Origin of the sequence: Lysinibacillus sphaericus, from assembly GCF_000600105.1 — a bacterium.
Lineage (GTDB): Bacteria > Bacillota > Bacilli > Bacillales_A > Planococcaceae > Lysinibacillus > Lysinibacillus sphaericus.
On record NZ_CP006837.1, the window covers coordinates 1,653,211 to 1,670,046 of the forward strand.

The 16,836-nt window shown below is 34.8% G+C and carries 18 protein-coding genes and 1 pseudogene; 13 read left to right on the forward strand and 6 right to left on the reverse strand.

Annotated features, from left to right (window positions below):
* Nucleotides 1-189 precede the first annotated feature (189 nt).
* Nucleotides 190-504 (reverse strand): MazG nucleotide pyrophosphohydrolase domain-containing protein, encoded by a 315-nt coding sequence (locus tag T479_RS07565; RefSeq protein WP_025219115.1) that lies wholly within the window; start codon nucleotides 502-504, stop codon nucleotides 190-192.
* A gap of 58 nt (nucleotides 505-562) precedes the next feature.
* Here T479_RS07565 and T479_RS07570 point away from each other — a divergent pair, with 58 nt between their 5' ends.
* A complete protein-coding gene (locus T479_RS07570; protein WP_025219116.1) occupies nucleotides 563-1,123 on the forward strand; it encodes an LOG family protein in 561 nt (186 codons plus the stop codon).
* A gap of 127 nt (nucleotides 1,124-1,250) precedes the next feature.
* On the opposite strand, the gene T479_RS07575 is transcribed toward T479_RS07570, so the two are convergent.
* Complete coding sequence (locus T479_RS07575; protein ID WP_025219117.1) at nucleotides 1,251-1,538, reverse strand: hypothetical protein; 288 nt, start codon at nucleotides 1,536-1,538, stop codon at nucleotides 1,251-1,253.
* Nucleotides 1,539-1,916: 378 nt separating this feature from the next.
* On the opposite strand from T479_RS07575, the gene T479_RS07580 reads away from it, so the two are divergent.
* Nucleotides 1,917-3,665 carry a methyl-accepting chemotaxis protein gene (locus tag T479_RS07580; protein WP_025219118.1) on the forward strand — a complete coding sequence of 583 codons (1,749 nt, stop codon included), beginning with the start codon at nucleotides 1,917-1,919 and terminating at the stop codon, nucleotides 3,663-3,665.
* Nucleotides 3,666-4,053: 388 nt separating this feature from the next.
* Here T479_RS07580 and T479_RS07585 read toward each other — a convergent pair whose 3' ends face one another.
* A complete protein-coding gene (locus T479_RS07585; protein ID WP_024363308.1) occupies nucleotides 4,054-4,938 on the reverse strand; it encodes a helix-turn-helix domain-containing protein in 885 nt (294 codons plus the stop codon).
* Between the two features lie 417 nt (nucleotides 4,939-5,355).
* On the opposite strand from T479_RS07585, the pseudogene T479_RS24335 reads away from it, so the two are divergent.
* The 11 genes and pseudogenes from T479_RS24335 to T479_RS07640 form a co-directional block, all read left to right on the forward strand.
* Nucleotides 5,356-5,547 (forward strand): annotated as a pseudogene (locus tag T479_RS24335) (hypothetical protein); the annotation flags it as partial.
* A gap of 17 nt (nucleotides 5,548-5,564) precedes the next feature.
* Entirely contained in the window at nucleotides 5,565-7,013 is a 1,449-nt protein-coding gene (gene pdxR / locus T479_RS07590) for a MocR-like pyridoxine biosynthesis transcription factor PdxR (protein WP_024363309.1), read from the forward strand.
* Nucleotides 7,014-7,017: 4 nt separating this feature from the next.
* Nucleotides 7,018-7,929: a D-alanine--D-alanine ligase gene (locus T479_RS07595; protein ID WP_025219119.1), complete on the forward strand. Its 912-nt coding sequence runs from the start codon at nucleotides 7,018-7,020 to the stop codon at nucleotides 7,927-7,929.
* A gap of 99 nt (nucleotides 7,930-8,028) precedes the next feature.
* Nucleotides 8,029-9,216 carry an aminotransferase gene (locus T479_RS07600; RefSeq protein ID WP_025219120.1) on the forward strand — a complete coding sequence of 396 codons (1,188 nt, stop codon included), beginning with the start codon at nucleotides 8,029-8,031 and terminating at the stop codon, nucleotides 9,214-9,216.
* Between the two features lie 970 nt (nucleotides 9,217-10,186).
* Nucleotides 10,187-11,071 carry an ABC transporter ATP-binding protein gene (locus T479_RS07610; RefSeq protein WP_024363313.1) on the forward strand — a complete coding sequence of 295 codons (885 nt, stop codon included), beginning with the start codon at nucleotides 10,187-10,189 and terminating at the stop codon, nucleotides 11,069-11,071.
* Nucleotides 11,072-11,077: 6 nt separating this feature from the next.
* Nucleotides 11,078-11,875 carry an ABC transporter permease subunit gene (locus T479_RS07615; protein WP_025219121.1) on the forward strand — a complete coding sequence of 266 codons (798 nt, stop codon included), beginning with the start codon at nucleotides 11,078-11,080 and terminating at the stop codon, nucleotides 11,873-11,875.
* 45 nt (nucleotides 11,876-11,920) lie between these two features.
* Nucleotides 11,921-12,718: a DUF2705 family protein gene (locus tag T479_RS07620; protein WP_025219122.1), complete on the forward strand. Its 798-nt coding sequence runs from the start codon at nucleotides 11,921-11,923 to the stop codon at nucleotides 12,716-12,718.
* A gap of 202 nt (nucleotides 12,719-12,920) precedes the next feature.
* Nucleotides 12,921-13,253 carry a hypothetical protein gene (locus T479_RS07625; protein WP_024363316.1) on the forward strand — a complete coding sequence of 111 codons (333 nt, stop codon included), beginning with the start codon at nucleotides 12,921-12,923 and terminating at the stop codon, nucleotides 13,251-13,253.
* Between the two features lie 15 nt (nucleotides 13,254-13,268).
* Nucleotides 13,269-13,667: a DUF350 domain-containing protein gene (locus T479_RS07630; protein ID WP_025219123.1), complete on the forward strand. Its 399-nt coding sequence runs from the start codon at nucleotides 13,269-13,271 to the stop codon at nucleotides 13,665-13,667.
* Between the two features lie 80 nt (nucleotides 13,668-13,747).
* Nucleotides 13,748-14,140 carry an RNA helicase gene (locus tag T479_RS07635; RefSeq protein ID WP_227665424.1) on the forward strand — a complete coding sequence of 131 codons (393 nt, stop codon included), beginning with the start codon at nucleotides 13,748-13,750 and terminating at the stop codon, nucleotides 14,138-14,140.
* An 8-nt stretch (nucleotides 14,141-14,148) separates the two neighbouring features.
* A complete protein-coding gene (locus T479_RS07640) occupies nucleotides 14,149-15,387 on the forward strand; it encodes a glutathionylspermidine synthase family protein (protein WP_038509578.1) in 1,239 nt (412 codons plus the stop codon).
* Between the two features lie 372 nt (nucleotides 15,388-15,759).
* On the opposite strand, the gene T479_RS07645 is transcribed toward T479_RS07640, so the two are convergent.
* From T479_RS07645 to T479_RS07655, 3 genes are all read right to left on the reverse strand, one after another.
* Nucleotides 15,760-16,014 (reverse strand): hypothetical protein, encoded by a 255-nt coding sequence (locus T479_RS07645; protein WP_025219126.1) that lies wholly within the window; start codon nucleotides 16,012-16,014, stop codon nucleotides 15,760-15,762.
* A gap of 312 nt (nucleotides 16,015-16,326) precedes the next feature.
* Nucleotides 16,327-16,521, reverse strand: coding sequence for a hypothetical protein (locus T479_RS07650; protein WP_024363321.1), 195 nt, complete (start codon nucleotides 16,519-16,521; stop codon nucleotides 16,327-16,329).
* A 79-nt stretch (nucleotides 16,522-16,600) separates the two neighbouring features.
* Nucleotides 16,601-16,798: a DUF6980 family protein gene (locus T479_RS07655; protein ID WP_025219127.1), complete on the reverse strand. Its 198-nt coding sequence runs from the start codon at nucleotides 16,796-16,798 to the stop codon at nucleotides 16,601-16,603.
* Nucleotides 16,799-16,836 lie beyond the last annotated feature (38 nt).

Below are 16,836 nucleotides of genomic sequence, written 5' to 3' on the forward strand. Positions count from 1 at the left end.
GGAGACTTTGGACGACCCAAAAAAGGAAGCAACAGAGTAAAATTTTTAACAATCCCCTATTTAAACGATAAAAGCATTGCGCATTTGAAACCTTTCGATTTCATCATTATTGAATAAGAATTTGCCTATTTTTAACGTTGATAATCCGCATTTTTTTACAAGCAGTGTTTGGGACGCTTTCTATATGTATTATTGATAGCGTTTCGTTAATTTATCTTTATGACTTTCCATAATTTCTGTCAAATCAATTTCGTATTTGTCTGCTAAAATAAATAAATTATCCAATACATCACCCAGTTCTTCTTTCAAGTTTTCGATTTGTTGTTCTTTAGATTGTGTAATTTCATCTGGACGGTCGCGACCAATCTCAAGTGTACGAATGGCTTTTGATACTTCACCTACTTCTTCTGTTAAAAAATTCACACGAATAAATGGATTTAAGTCATACCAACCTCGTTTTTTATAAAATTTTGTAATCCATTTTTGATATTCTACAATATTCAATGCAATCTACTCCTTATTTTTCTATAATGATAATAATAGCATGAAGGAGGCGTTAAATTTGAATATTGCAGTTTATTGTGGCGCGAGTTTAGGAAACAATGAAGTTTATATTGAAGCAGCAAAAGCGTTAGGTAAGTGGATTGCCAATCATGGTCATACGCTAGTGTATGGTGGGGGAAAAGCAGGATTAATGGGCGTCATTGCTGATGAAGTTTTATACCATAATGGTGAAGTAATCGGAATTATTCCGACATTTTTAGTAGACCGAGAGCTAAGTCATCCAAATTTAACTCGTTTAGAAATTGTAAATTCAATGTCTGAAAGAAAAAATAAAATGATTGAATTAGGAGACTGCTATATTGCATTACCAGGTGGACCAGGGACATTAGAAGAAATATCAGAAGTTATTTCATGGGCAAGAATTGGGCAACACAAAAATCCATGTATCCTGTTCAACGTAGCAGGTTATTACGATAAGTTAAAGGATTTTTACAATGACATGGTAAAAAGTGGATTTTTAACAATGGCTGACCAAAAAGCGATGTTATTTACGGATTCCATTACAAAAATGGAACAATATATAAAAGAATTTACACCGGTCTCCGTAAGAACATATTAATGATACATAATAAGCGCATCTTTTCCGTTTGAAACCTTTCACAAAAGCATGTTAATCAACAAAATGGCTCTTTAAAAGAGGAAGGCGCATTCCTTATTAAAGAAATGCGCCCGATTGTTGATTAACTTTATCTACTATATGACGTCCAAACCCTATACACATTTTTACCATCTACCTCTATCACATCTCTATGTAATATAACAACCACATTAATGTATATCGCCCATTGTGGTATTAGTTCAGTTAAACAATCAATAACCTTTACATCAGGACTGGCATAACCGACATTTTCTTCTCTCAAAAAGTGATTTGAGAAATCTTGATACAAAGAGTCCGTCCATTCATATACTTCAAACGGAGAATCAAAAATTCTATTATCTTCTCTATATTGTCCATTTACCCAATGTATTTCCATAACAATGCCCCCTAACATGTTTTTTGTTATGAATGAATTATAAAAAATTGAGCGTAACTCAACAATATAATCTTTAACAAGATGAACACTTTCATAGTTTCTCACAAAAAACGCACGATTGTGGAAGATGGAGACCATAAAGTACTAAAGAATGAGCAATGTATAGTTATTTATACGCGATTGCTTTTAGATGACATCTCACAAGAGTGTTACAACTTTAAAAGGCTATTGGCAGTGGAAAAAGACAAATGATTAAAAAAGAATTTGCTTCTAGCTGTTCGTAGATCCATTCTCCTAATATAAAAAATAATTTCGATACTATTGAATTATGTAGATTATTGTCGAAATATACCTATATATAGTTGTGGGAGGAAGCAAATGAAGAAGAAAAATTTACAGTTACGAAGTATCTCAGGGAAGTTAATGCTACTTATCACAACTATTATACTTGTCACAGTTGTGATTATCGGCTCAACAAGTTATTTGGTTGCCAAAAATCAGCTCTTAGAATCAGGTCAAAGAGAACTACAAAGCATTGTTAAGGGGGCCTATACTTCATTAGAATTGATTAATGAAGAAGTAGAAAGTGGCAAAATAACATTAGCGGAAGGGAAAGAAAAAGCGAGAATTATTCTAAATGGACCAGTAAATGAAAATGGAGACTACGATTATAAAAAATCCCATTTTACTTACAAAGAAAATGGTTATATATTAGCTTTTGACGAAGATTTAGTGTTGCAACTGCACCCTTCTAAAATAGGTGGAGCTCCTACCGATGAACTTAACAGAAGCAATCGAGAAAAGATAGTTGCAGGTGGTAAGTCCAAAAATGAATCAGATCGTTATGTCGTTTATTCCGACAAACAGCCTGATGGTTCTTTTAAAGATAAAACAGCCTATACAGAATATTTTGAGCCTTGGGACTGGACTATTGGCATTGCTGTTTTTCAAGATGAATTTTATGAAGGATTAAACATTTTACAATATATTATCTTTGGTACAACAGTTGTACTCATTATTTTAAGCTCACTTGTGTTTTATTTAGGTATTCGCAGGAAAATAAATACACTAAAAGATGTAGCTGAAACATCATCAAAAATTGCTGATGGTCATATAATGGTTACCAATTTGCCTGAATCAAGTGATGAAATTGGACAACTTGCGATGGCTTTTAATAAAATGTCACAGCAATTACGTACGCTTGTCGAAAATACTAAAAATACTAGTGAACAATTATTGGATTCAGCGACAAACTTATCAGCAATTTCAGAAGAAACATCAGCTAGTAGTGATGAAGTTGGTAGAGCAATTACCGAAATTGCTACTGGTACACAAGAACAAGCCCATGATTTGGACAAGATAAACCAAACAGTAGAGCTATTATCTTGTTCAATAGATACTACGGAAAAACAAAGTAAAGTTATGTACGACATTACAAAACATGCAGAAAAACTATCATCCGAGGGAATTGAAATCGTTCACCAATTACAAAAATCAAATACGGATTCATTAGCAGCATCACAAGAAGTCAGTCATGAAATAAAAAATTTAAATAGTAAAATAAATCAAATCACACAGGTAATGGAAACAATTGAAACAATCGCAGAACAGACAAATTTACTAGCTTTAAATGCGAGTATTGAAGCAGCAAGAGCAGGTGAGTATGGTAGAGGATTTTCAGTTGTTGCCGATGAAATAAGGAAACTAGCGGAACAATCAAAAAATGCTACTCATCAAGTACAAGGAGTCGTTTTATCCATTGTTTCAGAAACTACTAAAACAGTTGAAACTGTAGAAGTAACAATGGAGACTGCTAAAAAGTTAAATGATGATGTTGTTCTAACACAAAGCAAATTCAATCAGATGTCTGATTCTGTTAAACAAATAGTAGAATCGATATTAGCAGTAAATAAAGAAATGGACGTTATGACATCCTATAATAAGTTGATGAGTGAAGGAATCGAAAGTGCGTCCAGTGTATCAGAACAGACGGCGGCTTCAGTACAGGAAATTGCATCGTCCATAGATGAACACATTAAAGCAATTGCTGATGTTGCTAGTGCTGCTGAAACACTAACGGAATTAAATCGAGATTTAAATGCTTTAATGGACAAATATACTTTATAACAGGATAGTGATGGGTAGGACATGCTCTAAAACTACTTCAAAAGATAACCAGTTTACAAATTAGATATAAAAAAATGCATCGAATCAAATGTTTCGATGCATTTATTCTAGTTAGTAAGTTGACTCTTCAATTTGCCCCTTAAATTTCAAAAATGATATTCGGAATGACTACAATATAGCCTTTAATGAAAAAATACGCATCTCTTTATTAAAGAAATGCGCACATTTGCAGTGTAGTTAGGCGTATATTCACCAAAACGTTAAGTAATGTACTAACGTATTAATTCCTGCAAACTTTACAGACATAATTATAAGTATAACGATAATACTTAATACTACACCAATAGCCTTTTTACCGGAATTAGCCATGTTATCACCATCTCTTAAATTATATTTCTTCGTCAAACGATAAATTTACTGGCTCGTCCAGCAGTTCACCATGCACATCTAAATTAGTTGTTGGAATATTTTTATTTACTTCTTCAAAAGTGAATTGATCTGCCCATACAGTTCCTTGTCCACACAGCATGATACCAAACGAAATAACAGCACTTTGGGTGGGAACATCTAAAATAATAGAGTAGTGGTTCCACTTTGTTGTACCTTTAATGGGGCGATTACTCATATTATCAAATTGAAGAACATCTTCCGTTGTGTTGTCTACTCGCATCCACATCCCAGCGTACGTATTTACCTCTTCCGTACGGATGAAACAAGAGAGTCGAATACGCTTTCCAACAAACTGATTAGCCTTAAATGTTTGCATCATAGTAGCGAATTCAGTTGAATCTAACACTGTTTTGGATTTTAAATAACCTGATGCTTTCCCCTGATGAACAACTTCATGATCAATTCCCATTTCGTAATTAAATGGATTTGATCCACTTAAAAACCAACCTTTCACCTTTGTATCCATATTTGTTTCCTCCTTCATTTTCATCACGTCTGACATTATTCTGCGATATTTACCAGGTGGTAGCTTATAAATCTCTTTAAATGCTCTCGTAAATGATTCTTGTGATTCAAACTGATAATATAAAGCAATATCCAGAATGCGTTTACTTGTGTAAAGCAAGGCGGAAGAAGCATTAGCCAATCTTCTTAACCGAATATATTCAGTTACCGTCATGCCAACCGTGGCTTGAAATATTCGATGGAAGTGATACATTGAAAAATTTGATTGTGCTGCAATATTTTTTAATGTAAGTGGTTCATGTAGATTTTCTTCCACATATAAAATAATTTTTTTAATTATAATTTCATGGTTATACAACGAAGACACCTCCTTTAAATATAGAATATCAAGGTTCTTCCTTCGTTTTTTGATATATCTTGCGAAGTAATCGCTGCATCCTAAAAACCATTAAGAACAGGTTGATGTAATAATACTCTTTTTATAGCTACAACAATAGAACCTGTACAATATAACAAACCAACTTGCTCGAGAAATTTAGTTTATCGTTACACTGGAAAGGCGCTCTATAATGGAATAACTGAATAGTTTTGAATGGCTACGTTCGTAATAGAGACAGCCAAACAGGTTCTAGTACAACAAGAAAAAACAATCGTAACATGAAATCAAGTTTGGTTAGCAACGCCGTACGAAAGGAAAGCACACGACCAGGATTATAAGTATCACATCGTCCTTGGCAAATAATAGATGATTCTTCGCTAGTGATGTAAAAGAAATAGAGTAGAAAATAGTGAAGTAACAAATTGTCCTGATTGTATTCACATGTTGGTGAGTATACTACCAAAATTACGTGTTTCATCGTTTGTAGGTTATGTGAAAGAAAAGAATCGTTCCACACCCTACCACCAGACCATAAAAATCCATGTTGAGTGGACCTTTTGGTATCGGTGCAGAAATGTAAAAATGTAAATAAGGAGATGAATTCAGTGTTTAAGGATTTTAAGATAACGGAAGGCAGGCCTTTGTATATTCAGCTTAAGGAATATTTAATAAGAATGATGACGAACGGGCATTTACTTGAACATCAAAAGCTTCCATCCACTCGTGAACTCAGCTCATTATTAGCTATCAGTCGAAATACCGTTCTTACGGCTTATGCAGATTTAGAGCAAGAAGGCATGATTTATGCAGTAAAAGGAAAAGGACACTTTGTAAGTCATGTAGAGACCTTTCAAGCTCCAACTATCGAGTTAAATTGGACTGAAAAAATCAATGAGCAAACCTTTTTATCTGAAAAATTAGATCTCATGAAACACGGAGTACGTTGGAATAAAGAAATGATTTCATTTACAAGTATCGCGCCCGATGAAAAGCTATTTGATGTAGAAAATTTTAAAAAGGCATTTTTAAATCGTATGTCCATTGAAGGAGACATTGTTCTTAACTATGGTTATGCAAAGGGCTATAAACCGCTTATCGATTACCTCCTTAACTACATGGAGATTAAGGGAGTAGACATTCGAAACAAAGATATTTTAATTACCAATGGTTTTACGGAAGGACTGGATATTCTTTTATCCACCTTAAATAAAAAGAACGGCCGTGTGATTTGTGAAAATCCAACCCATCATGCAGCCCTCAAGCTCTTTCGATTACATGGCTATGAGATTGATGGCATTGAAATGGAGGATGACGGTGTCAATGTTAGTGAGTTAGAAAAATGCTTATCTAAACAGGAATATGATTTTGCCTATTTCATTCCGTCTTATCATAATCCAACTGGAATCGTAACATCCTCTCAAAAAAGAAAGAAAATCATGGACCTGTTTTCGGCCTATCAGCTTCCTATTATAGAAGATGGATTTAATGAAGAATTACGTTACTCAGGGTCCCATCAGGCTCCATTAGCTGCTTTTGCTGGAAACGGCAATAATGTGATTTATATTGGTAGCTTCTCTAAAATTCTTTTTCCTGGCTTGCGAGTTGGCTGGATTTTAGCAGACAAAGAGTTGATTTATTATTTGGAAAGTATGAAAAGAGCTCGAACGGTGCATACGTCAACTTTAGATCAAGCCGTGCTATATCAATATTTAAATGATGGCTACTTTGAGAAGTATATAAAAAAAGCAAAAGCAGTCTATAAGAAAAAATATGAACTAGCTGTCCATTATTGTAAGCAATATATTCCATGTAAGCGAATCACAAGTGACGGTGGGCTCCACCTTTTTATAGAACTAGATCACAACATTGACTCACAAAAGCTTTTAGAAAAGTGTTACCAAAAGGGAGTTGTTTTTTCGACAGGCAATGTATTTTACACAGACAGTAGTGGACAACATACGTTGCGGTTAGGATTTTCTAGGTTACATGAGAAAGAAATTATTCAAGGAATTAAAATCATAGGAGACACTTTAAAAAATAATTATGGAGGTTAAAAAAATGAGAGTTGGCGTCATTATGGGCGGGGTTTCTTCCGAGAAGCAAGTTTCGATTATGACAGGTGAAGAAATGATAGCTAATTTAGATAAAAATAAGTATACAATTGTACCAATCCACATAGAGAAAAAAGAAGATTTAGTGGAAAATGCACGGAATCTTGACGTTGCGTTACTGGCGTTACATGGCAAGTATGGTGAGGACGGCACCGTTCAAGGTACCCTTGAAACTATGGGAGTTCCCTATACAGGAAGCGGTGTCCTGTCCAGTAGCTTATGTATGGATAAGAATATTTCCAAAAAAATCATGAGGTATGAAGGTGTGCAAACACCAGATTGGATTCATCTTATGAGTATGGAAGAGCTTAATATGGAAGAGCTAGATAACATGGGGTACCCAGTAGTAGTGAAACCTAATGCAGGTGGCTCAAGTGTAGGCGTAAAAATTGTGTATGACAAAGAAGCGGTAAAATCTACGATTGCGGAAGTATTCAAATGGGATTCCGAAGTGATAATCGAAAAGCTGGTAACGGGCGAGGAAATCACTTGTTCGATATTGGATGGCAAAATTTTGCCGGTAATTTCTATTCGTCATCAGAACGAGTTTTTTGACTACACTTCTAAATATAATGATGTGACTACAGTTGAAGAGGTGATTCAGCTACCGCCTGAAACATATCATCGTGTTGTTGCTTCAGCGATTTCTTGCTATAAATCATTGAAATGTAGCGTTTATGCCCGTATTGATATGATCATCAATAACGGCGTTCCATATGTATTGGAAGTTAATACATTACCTGGAATGACGAAAAACAGCCTGTTACCTAAAAGTGCACAATCAGCAGGTATTCCGTATCCTCAGCTACTTGACTTGATCATTGAAAAATCACTTAAAGTAAAGAGAAATGATGGATAGAGCAATAATAAGCAGATAGTAGCCTTAGCAATATTTTTACATATTATTGAAATAGAATACGAACAAAAGATAAAGATAAAAGAATCGTGGTGTCCCATAATGATCGAAACAAAATCTTATTTAGCAAACGCTGTAGAACAATTAAAGCCTTCTGGTATACGCCACTTTTTTGACTTGGCTACAAAAATGGAAGGTGTTATTTCTCTTGGCGTAGGAGAACCAGACTTTGTCACACCTTGGCATGTCAGAGAAGCTGCAATTTCATCGTTAGAACAAGGCTATACTTCTTATACAGCAAATGCTGGACTACTTGAACTAAGAGAAGAGATTGCTTTATATATGAAAAAATACTTTTCAGTTACTTATGCTCCGCAATCAGAAATTATTGTGACTGTGGGTGCTAGCCAAGCAATAGATATAGCTTTAAGAGCAATACTAGATCCAGGTGATGAAGTCATTGTTGTTGAGCCCTGCTTTGTCTCATACGCACCGCTCGTAACAATGGCTGGAGGCGTACCTGTTACTGTGCAAGCATTAAAAGAAAATGAATTTAAAATTCTTCCGCATCAATTAGAAGCAGCTATTACAAAAAAGACCAAAGCGATTATGATTTGTTCTCCTAATAATCCTACTGGTTCTTTGCTTAATAAAACAGAATTAGAGAAGATTGCTGAACTTTGTGAACAACATGATTTGCTTGTACTTTCTGATGAAATTTACGCAGAACTTGTTTATGATGAAAACTATACGAGCATTGCCTCTATAGAAGGAATGCACAAGCGAACGATCTTATTTAACGGTTTTTCAAAGGCATTTGCGATGACAGGATGGCGCTTAGGATTTGTTTGTGCTCCTGAAGAAATATCACAGGGCATGTTAAAAATTCATCAATACACTATTATGTGTGCTCCAACGATGGCCCAATATGCAGCGCTAGAAGGGCTAAAACATGGTAGATCCAATGTAGAGGATATGAGAAACATTTATCGCCAACGTCGTAATTTTATCGTTAAATCTTTTAATGATATGGGGTTAAGTTGTCATTATCCGGGCGGAGCATTCTATGCATTTCCATCCATTGCGTCAACAGGACTAAGTTCTCAAGCATTCGCAGAGCAGTTGTTATTAACTGAAAAAGTTGCTGTTGTTCCAGGAGATGTTTTCGGTGAAAGCGGTGAAGGAAATATTCGTTGCTCCTACGCTGCCTCTATGGAACAACTACAAGAAGCAATGAAACGTATTCAGCGATTTGTTGATAATCTTGAAAATCACAATCCCCAGATTTAATATTAATAAAATAAATGATGCTACACACTTCTATTGATTGCTTCTCTAACGCTCTCATTACAAGTCCGTAAAATTAAACAACATTGCTGAGCTATACCTAATCGTTCAGCAATGTTGTTTACGTTTTGCCCATTATTTATTAGAATCATTGCAAAAGTGTGAGGACATCCATTAATGGATGTAACTCTCTTTGACGGTGTCGTTGATAACTGTTCCATAGCCTAACGACATATAGCAAGTTTTGTTGTATTATGAACAACACGAAACAGCTTTATTGATATCTTTTTCACTTACATATACGGAACCTTCAGTATCTATTATATATTCTATATCATTTTCTTTTAATTGTTCGAATAACGATTTTCGTAACGCGTCTGATAAATTTTCTTTTCTAGCAAAAGAAACGTATGTCCCGTTAGAACGATTCTCATTACTACATCCACTCAATATACTCAAACATAAGACGATAGATAGCAAACACTTGCATTTTAATTTCACGAATTTACCCCCTAATGTGGAAAATCAGTATATACCTTTAAGTAATAAAAGTAGAAGGTGAACCTTACTAATAAAGGTCATTTCACAAAAAACTAGGATAGTCACAGTGATCTGACTTTTTTATGATTTTAGAGAACAAGCTTCTAGGCTTAACAGTAAGCTTACTTCAACAGCACCCCTATATAAAGAGCTGTCTCGTGACCTCTCCCTAACAGCAAATACTTAAAATTAGTAGTTGTAATTTTTATTTTAGCTCAACCTCGAAAACAAAAGTCTTTTTTTTATTTTAACACCCCTTTTATTATAGATTCCATTTAGAAAAATGAATGTTGCAAGTTGTAATTTACAAAAATACTAATGTATGTATATATAAAGTGAAAAGAGAAATATCGTAGTTGACTGTGAGCTGACTTACGAATAAGACAGTAATCTTTTGCGAAACTGTTTGAGAAGAAAAAGGGAGGTATTATCAATGAACGTAATAGAAATTAAAAATCTAACGAAGACTTACGGCAAAGCAAGGGGAATAGCTGATGTTAGTTTTAACGTTGAACAGGGTGAAATTTTCGGATTTATTGGACCTAATGGTGCTGGAAAGTCGACAACAATTCGCACATTATTATCGCTTATTTACCCAACGAGCGGCAGCGCCACGATTTTTGGCAAGGACTGCATTCAATTTGCACCAGAAATAAAAAAGGAGATCGGCTATTTACCATCAGAAATCTTTTACTATGACAATATGAAAGTAAAGGACCTATTAAAATACTCAGCTAGCTTTTATAAAAAAGATTGCAGTAAGAGAATGAAAGAGTTAGCAAAAATGATGGACTTGGATCTGAATAAAAAAATTGATGACCTATCTTTAGGAAACAAGAAGAAGGTCGGAATTGTTCAAGGGCTCCTCCATGAGCCGAAACTCATTATTTTAGATGAACCGACAAGCGGGCTAGACCCATTAATGCAACAAAAATTCTTTGAACTATTAGAGGAAGAGAATAAAAAAGGTGCTACGATCTTATTTTCGTCGCACATCCTCAGTGAGGTTCAAAGATTATGTAATCGTGTTGCCATCATTAAAGAAGGTAAAATTGTAACGGTAGAAAAGATTAGTACGTTACAAGAGAATAACTATAAAAAGTTTAAAGTTGAGACGGATGCACCCCTAGACAAAAATTACTTCCAAATCGATGGGGTCAATAAATTAGATATTCACAATAACGTAACTAGCTTTTTATTTAAAGGTAATATTAATACGGTGATGAAAAAAATCGCTGACATTGAAATTACGAATTTGTGGATTGAAGAACCAGACCTTGAGGAGATCTTTTTACATTATTATGAGAAGGAGGTCTAAGCATTAATGAATATCTTTATACATGAATTGAAAACGTATCGAAAGTCTACAATTATTTGGTCGCTATCGTTAATTGCCATTATGATTATTTTTATGTCAATGTATTCTACATTTGCTGAAGATGCAAAAGGTTTTATGAAAATCGTTGAAAACTATCCAGAGGCGATCAGAAATGCAATGGGGTTTAATCAAGAAAATTTTTTTACTATTTTAGGATTCTATAGTTTCCCGTTATCGTTTATTACTCTTTGCGCAGCAATCCAGGCGATGAATCTCGGCACGTCCATTGTCAATAAGGAAGTCCGTGAAAAAACAGCGGACTTTTTGCTAACGAAGCCTGTTACCCGTACAAAAATCTTGACAGCTAAATTATTAGCAGCCTTCGTTTCGATTGTCGTGACGAATATCTTTTATTTCGCTGCCGCTAGCTTTGTGGCATTACAAGTTCAGACTGATGATTTTAGCTTAAAAATTTTCTTGCTGCTTTCACTTACAATATTCTTTATTCAGCTGATATTCCTATCCTTAGGAATAATCATTTCCGTTATTGTCCAAAAGATTAAATCTGTGCTGACCGTCTCACTTGCTACCGTCTTTGCTTTTTACTTTGTCGGAATGTTCAGCGATACGACTGGTGATGAAGTGAAACGTTATTTTTCGCCGTTTAAATACTTCGACACCGCTTATATCATAAAGCATTCCAGCTATGAAACAACATTTTTAATTGCTGGTGCAGTGATTATTATTCTTGCAATTGCAGCTAGTTATGTTGTCTATAGTAAGAAGGATATCCATGCGGTTTAAAAATGTTAGCTTTACTTGTAGAAAGCGAAATGGAGGGGTTCGGTAATGAATATATTTTTAAAAGAATTGAAGTCTCATCGAAAATCACTCATATTTTGGAGCATCGGTGTTTTCCTGATGGTGGCATCAGGAATGACTAAATATGAAGCGTATTCGTCATCGGGCCAATCGATAAATAAATTGATGGCAGATATGCCAAAATCGCTACAGGCTGTATTAGGTTTCAATGATTTGGATTTAACGAAAGCTAGCGGTTACTATGGTATGCTTTTTCTCTATTTAGTGTTAATGGCAACTATTCATGCAGTCATGCTCGGAGCGACCATTATTGCCAAAGAAGAGCGAGATAAAACATCTGAGTTTTTATTCGTTAAACCAGTATCTAGAAGTAAAGTTATTACAGCCAAGCTATTGGCTGCGTTGATAAATATTGTGATCTTCAATCTCGCAACATTCGTTTCGTCTATTATTCTTTTAGGGAAATACAGTGATGGCGAAGCGGTGAATGGTGAAATCGCAATCTTAATGGTAGCAATGTTCATTTTGCAGGTGTTGTTTATGGTTATTGGCAGTGCCATTGCTGCTGTAAAGAAGAAACCAAAAACGGCTGCATCAGTGGCTACTGGAATTCTCTTACTTATGTATATGTTATCAATGATTATTGATCTGAATGAGAGTATAAAAGGAATAAGGTATTTTACACCATTTAAATATTTTGAAGCGAAAAATGTAATGTATGGCGGTGGGTTAGATATAAGCTTTGTCGTAATCTCCCTAATATTGATTCTATCATTTTTGGTCATAACCTATGTTTATTATAAAAAAAGAGATTTGAATGTTTAGTTAAAAGACCATCATTTGCGGTCTTTTTTTCATGGGAAAAATCACAAAGATAGTTAACATTGCAAAAAAACCTATACTAGTGAATTTTCCGATGATTGCAGTTTCACTTTTTTCCAAGATTTATACGATGTTAAATTTTTTGAATCTTTTCTCGTTCTTCTTTCGTACGTTAAAGTAGGAAAGGAAATGGAGGCTCATAGAAATGGAGAAAACGAAAAAAATGATGGTTGGTATATCAGCAACAGCCTTAACGTTAAGCTTAGCTGGTTGTGACACATCAACAAGTAGCTTACCATCAAAGCCAACAGATGAAAGCTGTAATGACTGGGATTGGTCAGAGGAAGAGGGCGTATGGCAATGTGATGAAAGTCGTTCAGGGCATTATGGAGCCTACTATTACGGGGGAAGCTATTATAATACCAAGTCAGCGTTAAAGAGTAGCAGCGACTACAAAAATTATAAAAGCAGTACCAGCTCTAAAGCAGGGCGATCCAGCTCAGGGTTTGGCAGTGGATTAAAAAGTTTCGGAGGATAAGAGAGGGCGAAAAATATGAATGTGTATTTAAATTTTTTATCATATCTAGGTGTATCCATTAGTTTATTAGTAATCGGTATGTTGCTATTTACGCTAAGTACACCAAAAATTAAAGAGTTCCAATTAATTGCGCAAAAAAATGTAAGTGCTGCGATGCTATTAGGTGGTAAAGTAATCGGCTTAGCCATCGTATTAGGGGCGGCTGTAGAGTATTCGATTTCATTATTTGATATGGTCATCTGGGGTGCAATCGGCATTGTAGCGCAAGTCGTTGTGTTTTTCATAGCAGAACTAATAACGATTCGTTTTAGCATTCAAAAAGCAATTGAAGAAGATAATCGAGCAGTTGGAACAATTTTATTATCGTTATCATTAGCAGTTGGTTGGATTGTTGCGAAATGTTTATCATATTAGTTTGAGGAGGGGTAGCTCTGAAGGAGTTAATTTATTATATTGATAAAGGAAATGGATATTTTGAGCCGTTTTTTGAATATATGGAACCCAAAGTTGGCCTAGATGAATTTTATGCGCGACAGCTTTGTACATATTTTATCATGCAAGGTATACAATATGAGCTTATATCGAATGAGATGGAAGGGAATGTGGAAGTGCTTGTATTAAGAGAGATGGGCCGTAATTTATCAGGTGAGGATGAGCGAAGCTTTCGTGAACGAGGCATACATATCGAATTTAGAAGTCCAAATGAACGTGAAAATTATCCATTGCTCTTACGTATCCCTTGTGAGACACATACTGAAGTTATTCGCTATTTATTAAAGAATGTTGTAGATATTCCTAATATCGGACAAATGCTTGTTACTTCTACTGAAATTGATGAGGACCGTGGCGTTTATGTGATTTATGTAACGGAATTGAAAGTGAGCTGAATGGTTTCATGTATAAAAGCGAGCGCCAACAGTTTTATACGCAAATTGAACAGTTTTGGGCCGATTTATATGACGAGGAATATGCCCTTTATGATATGTATGAAATAACAGAGGAAGAAGTTGAAAAGATTCGGTTAGCAACGGAACGAACGGGTAAAATTTTTTTTAAAACGGCTCATTTATTACGCAACGTATCCAATGAGACATTACTTGAAATGGGTTATCCGGAAGAAACGCTCCATTTTCTCCGTTTAAAAACGATGGAGGTTGAAAGCGTAATTGCGCGCTTTGACTTTATTCCACATAACGGTAGCTATAAATGTATTGAAATGAATGCAGATACACCGACGTTTATTAAGGAATTATTTTTTGTCAACGAACGCATTTGTCATGCGTTCGCAATGGAAAATCCGAATGCTGATGCGGAGCAGGTTTTAAAAGATTTGATTCAGGAAAGCGTTAAACAAAATAAATGTTCTCCAAAAACACATATCGTCTTTACTGCGCATGAACAAAATATAGAAGACTACTATACAACGCTTTACTTAATGCAATTTATATCTGGAGCCAAATTTACGCCGTTGCATCAATTACAAATTCAAAGAGGTGTCGGGTTATTTGATGAGGACGGGAAGCAAATCGATATCCTGTATCGTCAAACGTTTCCGATTGAAAATTTAATTCTAGACGAGGATGAAGCACAAAATAAAATCGGCTTGTGGCTATTAGAGTTAGTTGAACAAAATTTGTTAACGATTATCAACCCACCCTCTGCTTTTTTACTACAAAACAAAGCGGTACAAGCTGTCATTTGGGGCTTGCACGAGGAAGGAAATGAATTTTTTTCTGCTGAAGAGCATGAGTGGATTGCCGATTATTTGTTACCTACCTATTTAGAAGAAAGCCCGTTTATGGACAAAGGGCTGCGCTATGTAAAAAAACCTGTATTCGGTCGTGAAGGGGATACGATAGAGATTTATGAAGCAGATGGACATTTACTAAAGGCGGATGCACAAAAATCTTATCATCACTATACAAAGGTGTATCAGCAATATATCGAGCAACCAAAAACAACATTTCACAGTGAAAAAGGCAAACAAACAGGAGACATATTGGTTGGTAGCTTTTTAATTAGCGGAAAGCCAAGCGCAATTGGTTTACGCATTGGTGGAATGATTACAAACAATTTATCGTATTACTTGCCAATTGGAATAAAAGTGGGAAGTTTGGGTTCTGAACGATTTTAAAAGAAGAGGAAGCAATGCACTTAAAGTAATGTGAGTTGAATTCAACGGAAGTTCTCCCAAGCTAGCGAGAATAGAGAGTATCAAAGTCATGACGGCTCTGCCAGCCAGTCATGCGCACATCTATTATGAATGAACTGAAAATCCATTCTTGAACGCAAATCGTCTTTAGTTTTATTCCATTTCGAAAGATATAAATAAGTAACTCCTAAAACCATTTTATATTCATTATAAACCTACTAACGTAACAGTATTTGGAAACGTTAGTAGGTTTATTTATGTAAATGTTATAAATCCTTAAAATTTAAGCACACGTTAGCCGAATCAGGAAAGAGGATATACAACAATCACGCCATTTTCTTGACGTTTATTTTTTTATGGTTCACTAATTCCTACTGCAAGCAACAGAAAATAAACAAATACTAACACGGCACCATTTAACAAGATTCCTGTAATAATAAACCATAGTTTTTTAGATAAGATAGCAAAGATAATGCCTAGTACAGAAAGCACTGTAAACACATTTATACCCAAAGTTAAGTTTGCGTTAGGTCCTCTGATGATAAAGAAAAAAATGATACTTATTGCTACTGTCAAAACTGATAAAACGCCTAATATATTTTTGTTCAAAAATGTAACCCCCTTTAAATCAATAAGTTTATTAATTAAGCAGGCTTGTGTGTGGAGCACCTTCATGCATAGTATTCAATTACTTATGATTTAAATATAACATTATTTACTTAATATAACTAATATTGGTTTTTGTATTTACGTTGGGAACTACCCCAAACATCTAATATTTACAAGACGTGAGGAAGTCCAAAACCGCTATCAAAATCGTTAGTTAAACATGCTAGACTCGAGTGAAGGTATAGATTATTCATATTTATATTCGCAACGTTTTTTCGAAAATTATATTCACCATTGTGAAATGCCATAATTTTATTTAATCAATGTTGCGACATCGTTTTCTATTTCAAAAACTAAAAAATCATTATCTTCTTCTACAACTTCTTTTTCATATCTAAGTTCTTTATCAATCAGCATTTCAAAATAATTTGTTTCAACATTAAGTTCAAACACTGGACATTGGTCAAATCTGACATCGCCAATAAATATTGCTCTAATTTTTTTCATTTATAACTCTCCCTCAATACAATTTCAGTATCTGATTCTACTATTCATGTATTCGATAAACACATGCACCAACAACTAACTATAATTTTGAACCACACCATGGACAGAATTCAATTGCTATACTTGAAGAACCACCATCATGAATAATCAAACCGTATGTATTATCTTTATCCGAAAAAATGATTATTTTGTCAGGACAATCAAATGGTTCGATATGCATGTCACATTTGAAATTTGCATGGTAATCCATATACTCACAACAATGTTGTTTCGCCATATTCAACCTCTTTTCCTAAAGTAAACGGACCCGATTTC

Coding starts and splice junctions, on each gene's coding strand:
- T479_RS07615 (WP_025219121.1), top strand. CDS start 11,078: ATGAATATCTTTATACATGAATTGAAAACGTATCGAAAGTCTACAATT.
- T479_RS07640 (WP_038509578.1), top strand. CDS start 14,149: ATGTATAAAAGCGAGCGCCAACAGTTTTATACGCAAATTGAACAGTTT.
- T479_RS07650 (WP_024363321.1), bottom strand. CDS start 16,521: ATGAAAAAAATTAGAGCAATATTTATTGGCGATGTCAGATTTGACCAA.
- T479_RS07620 (WP_025219122.1), top strand. CDS start 11,921: ATGAATATATTTTTAAAAGAATTGAAGTCTCATCGAAAATCACTCATA.
- T479_RS07580 (WP_025219118.1), top strand. CDS start 1,917: ATGAAGAAGAAAAATTTACAGTTACGAAGTATCTCAGGGAAGTTAATG.
- T479_RS07625 (WP_024363316.1), top strand. CDS start 12,921: ATGGAGAAAACGAAAAAAATGATGGTTGGTATATCAGCAACAGCCTTA.
- T479_RS07630 (WP_025219123.1), top strand. CDS start 13,269: ATGAATGTGTATTTAAATTTTTTATCATATCTAGGTGTATCCATTAGT.
- T479_RS07610 (WP_024363313.1), top strand. CDS start 10,187: ATGAACGTAATAGAAATTAAAAATCTAACGAAGACTTACGGCAAAGCA.
- T479_RS07600 (WP_025219120.1), top strand. CDS start 8,029: ATGATCGAAACAAAATCTTATTTAGCAAACGCTGTAGAACAATTAAAG.
- T479_RS07595 (WP_025219119.1), top strand. CDS start 7,018: ATGAGAGTTGGCGTCATTATGGGCGGGGTTTCTTCCGAGAAGCAAGTT.
- T479_RS07575 (WP_025219117.1), bottom strand. CDS start 1,538: ATGGAAATACATTGGGTAAATGGACAATATAGAGAAGATAATAGAATT.
- T479_RS07655 (WP_025219127.1), bottom strand. CDS start 16,798: ATGGCGAAACAACATTGTTGTGAGTATATGGATTACCATGCAAATTTC.
- T479_RS07635 (WP_227665424.1), top strand. CDS start 13,748: ATGGAACCCAAAGTTGGCCTAGATGAATTTTATGCGCGACAGCTTTGT.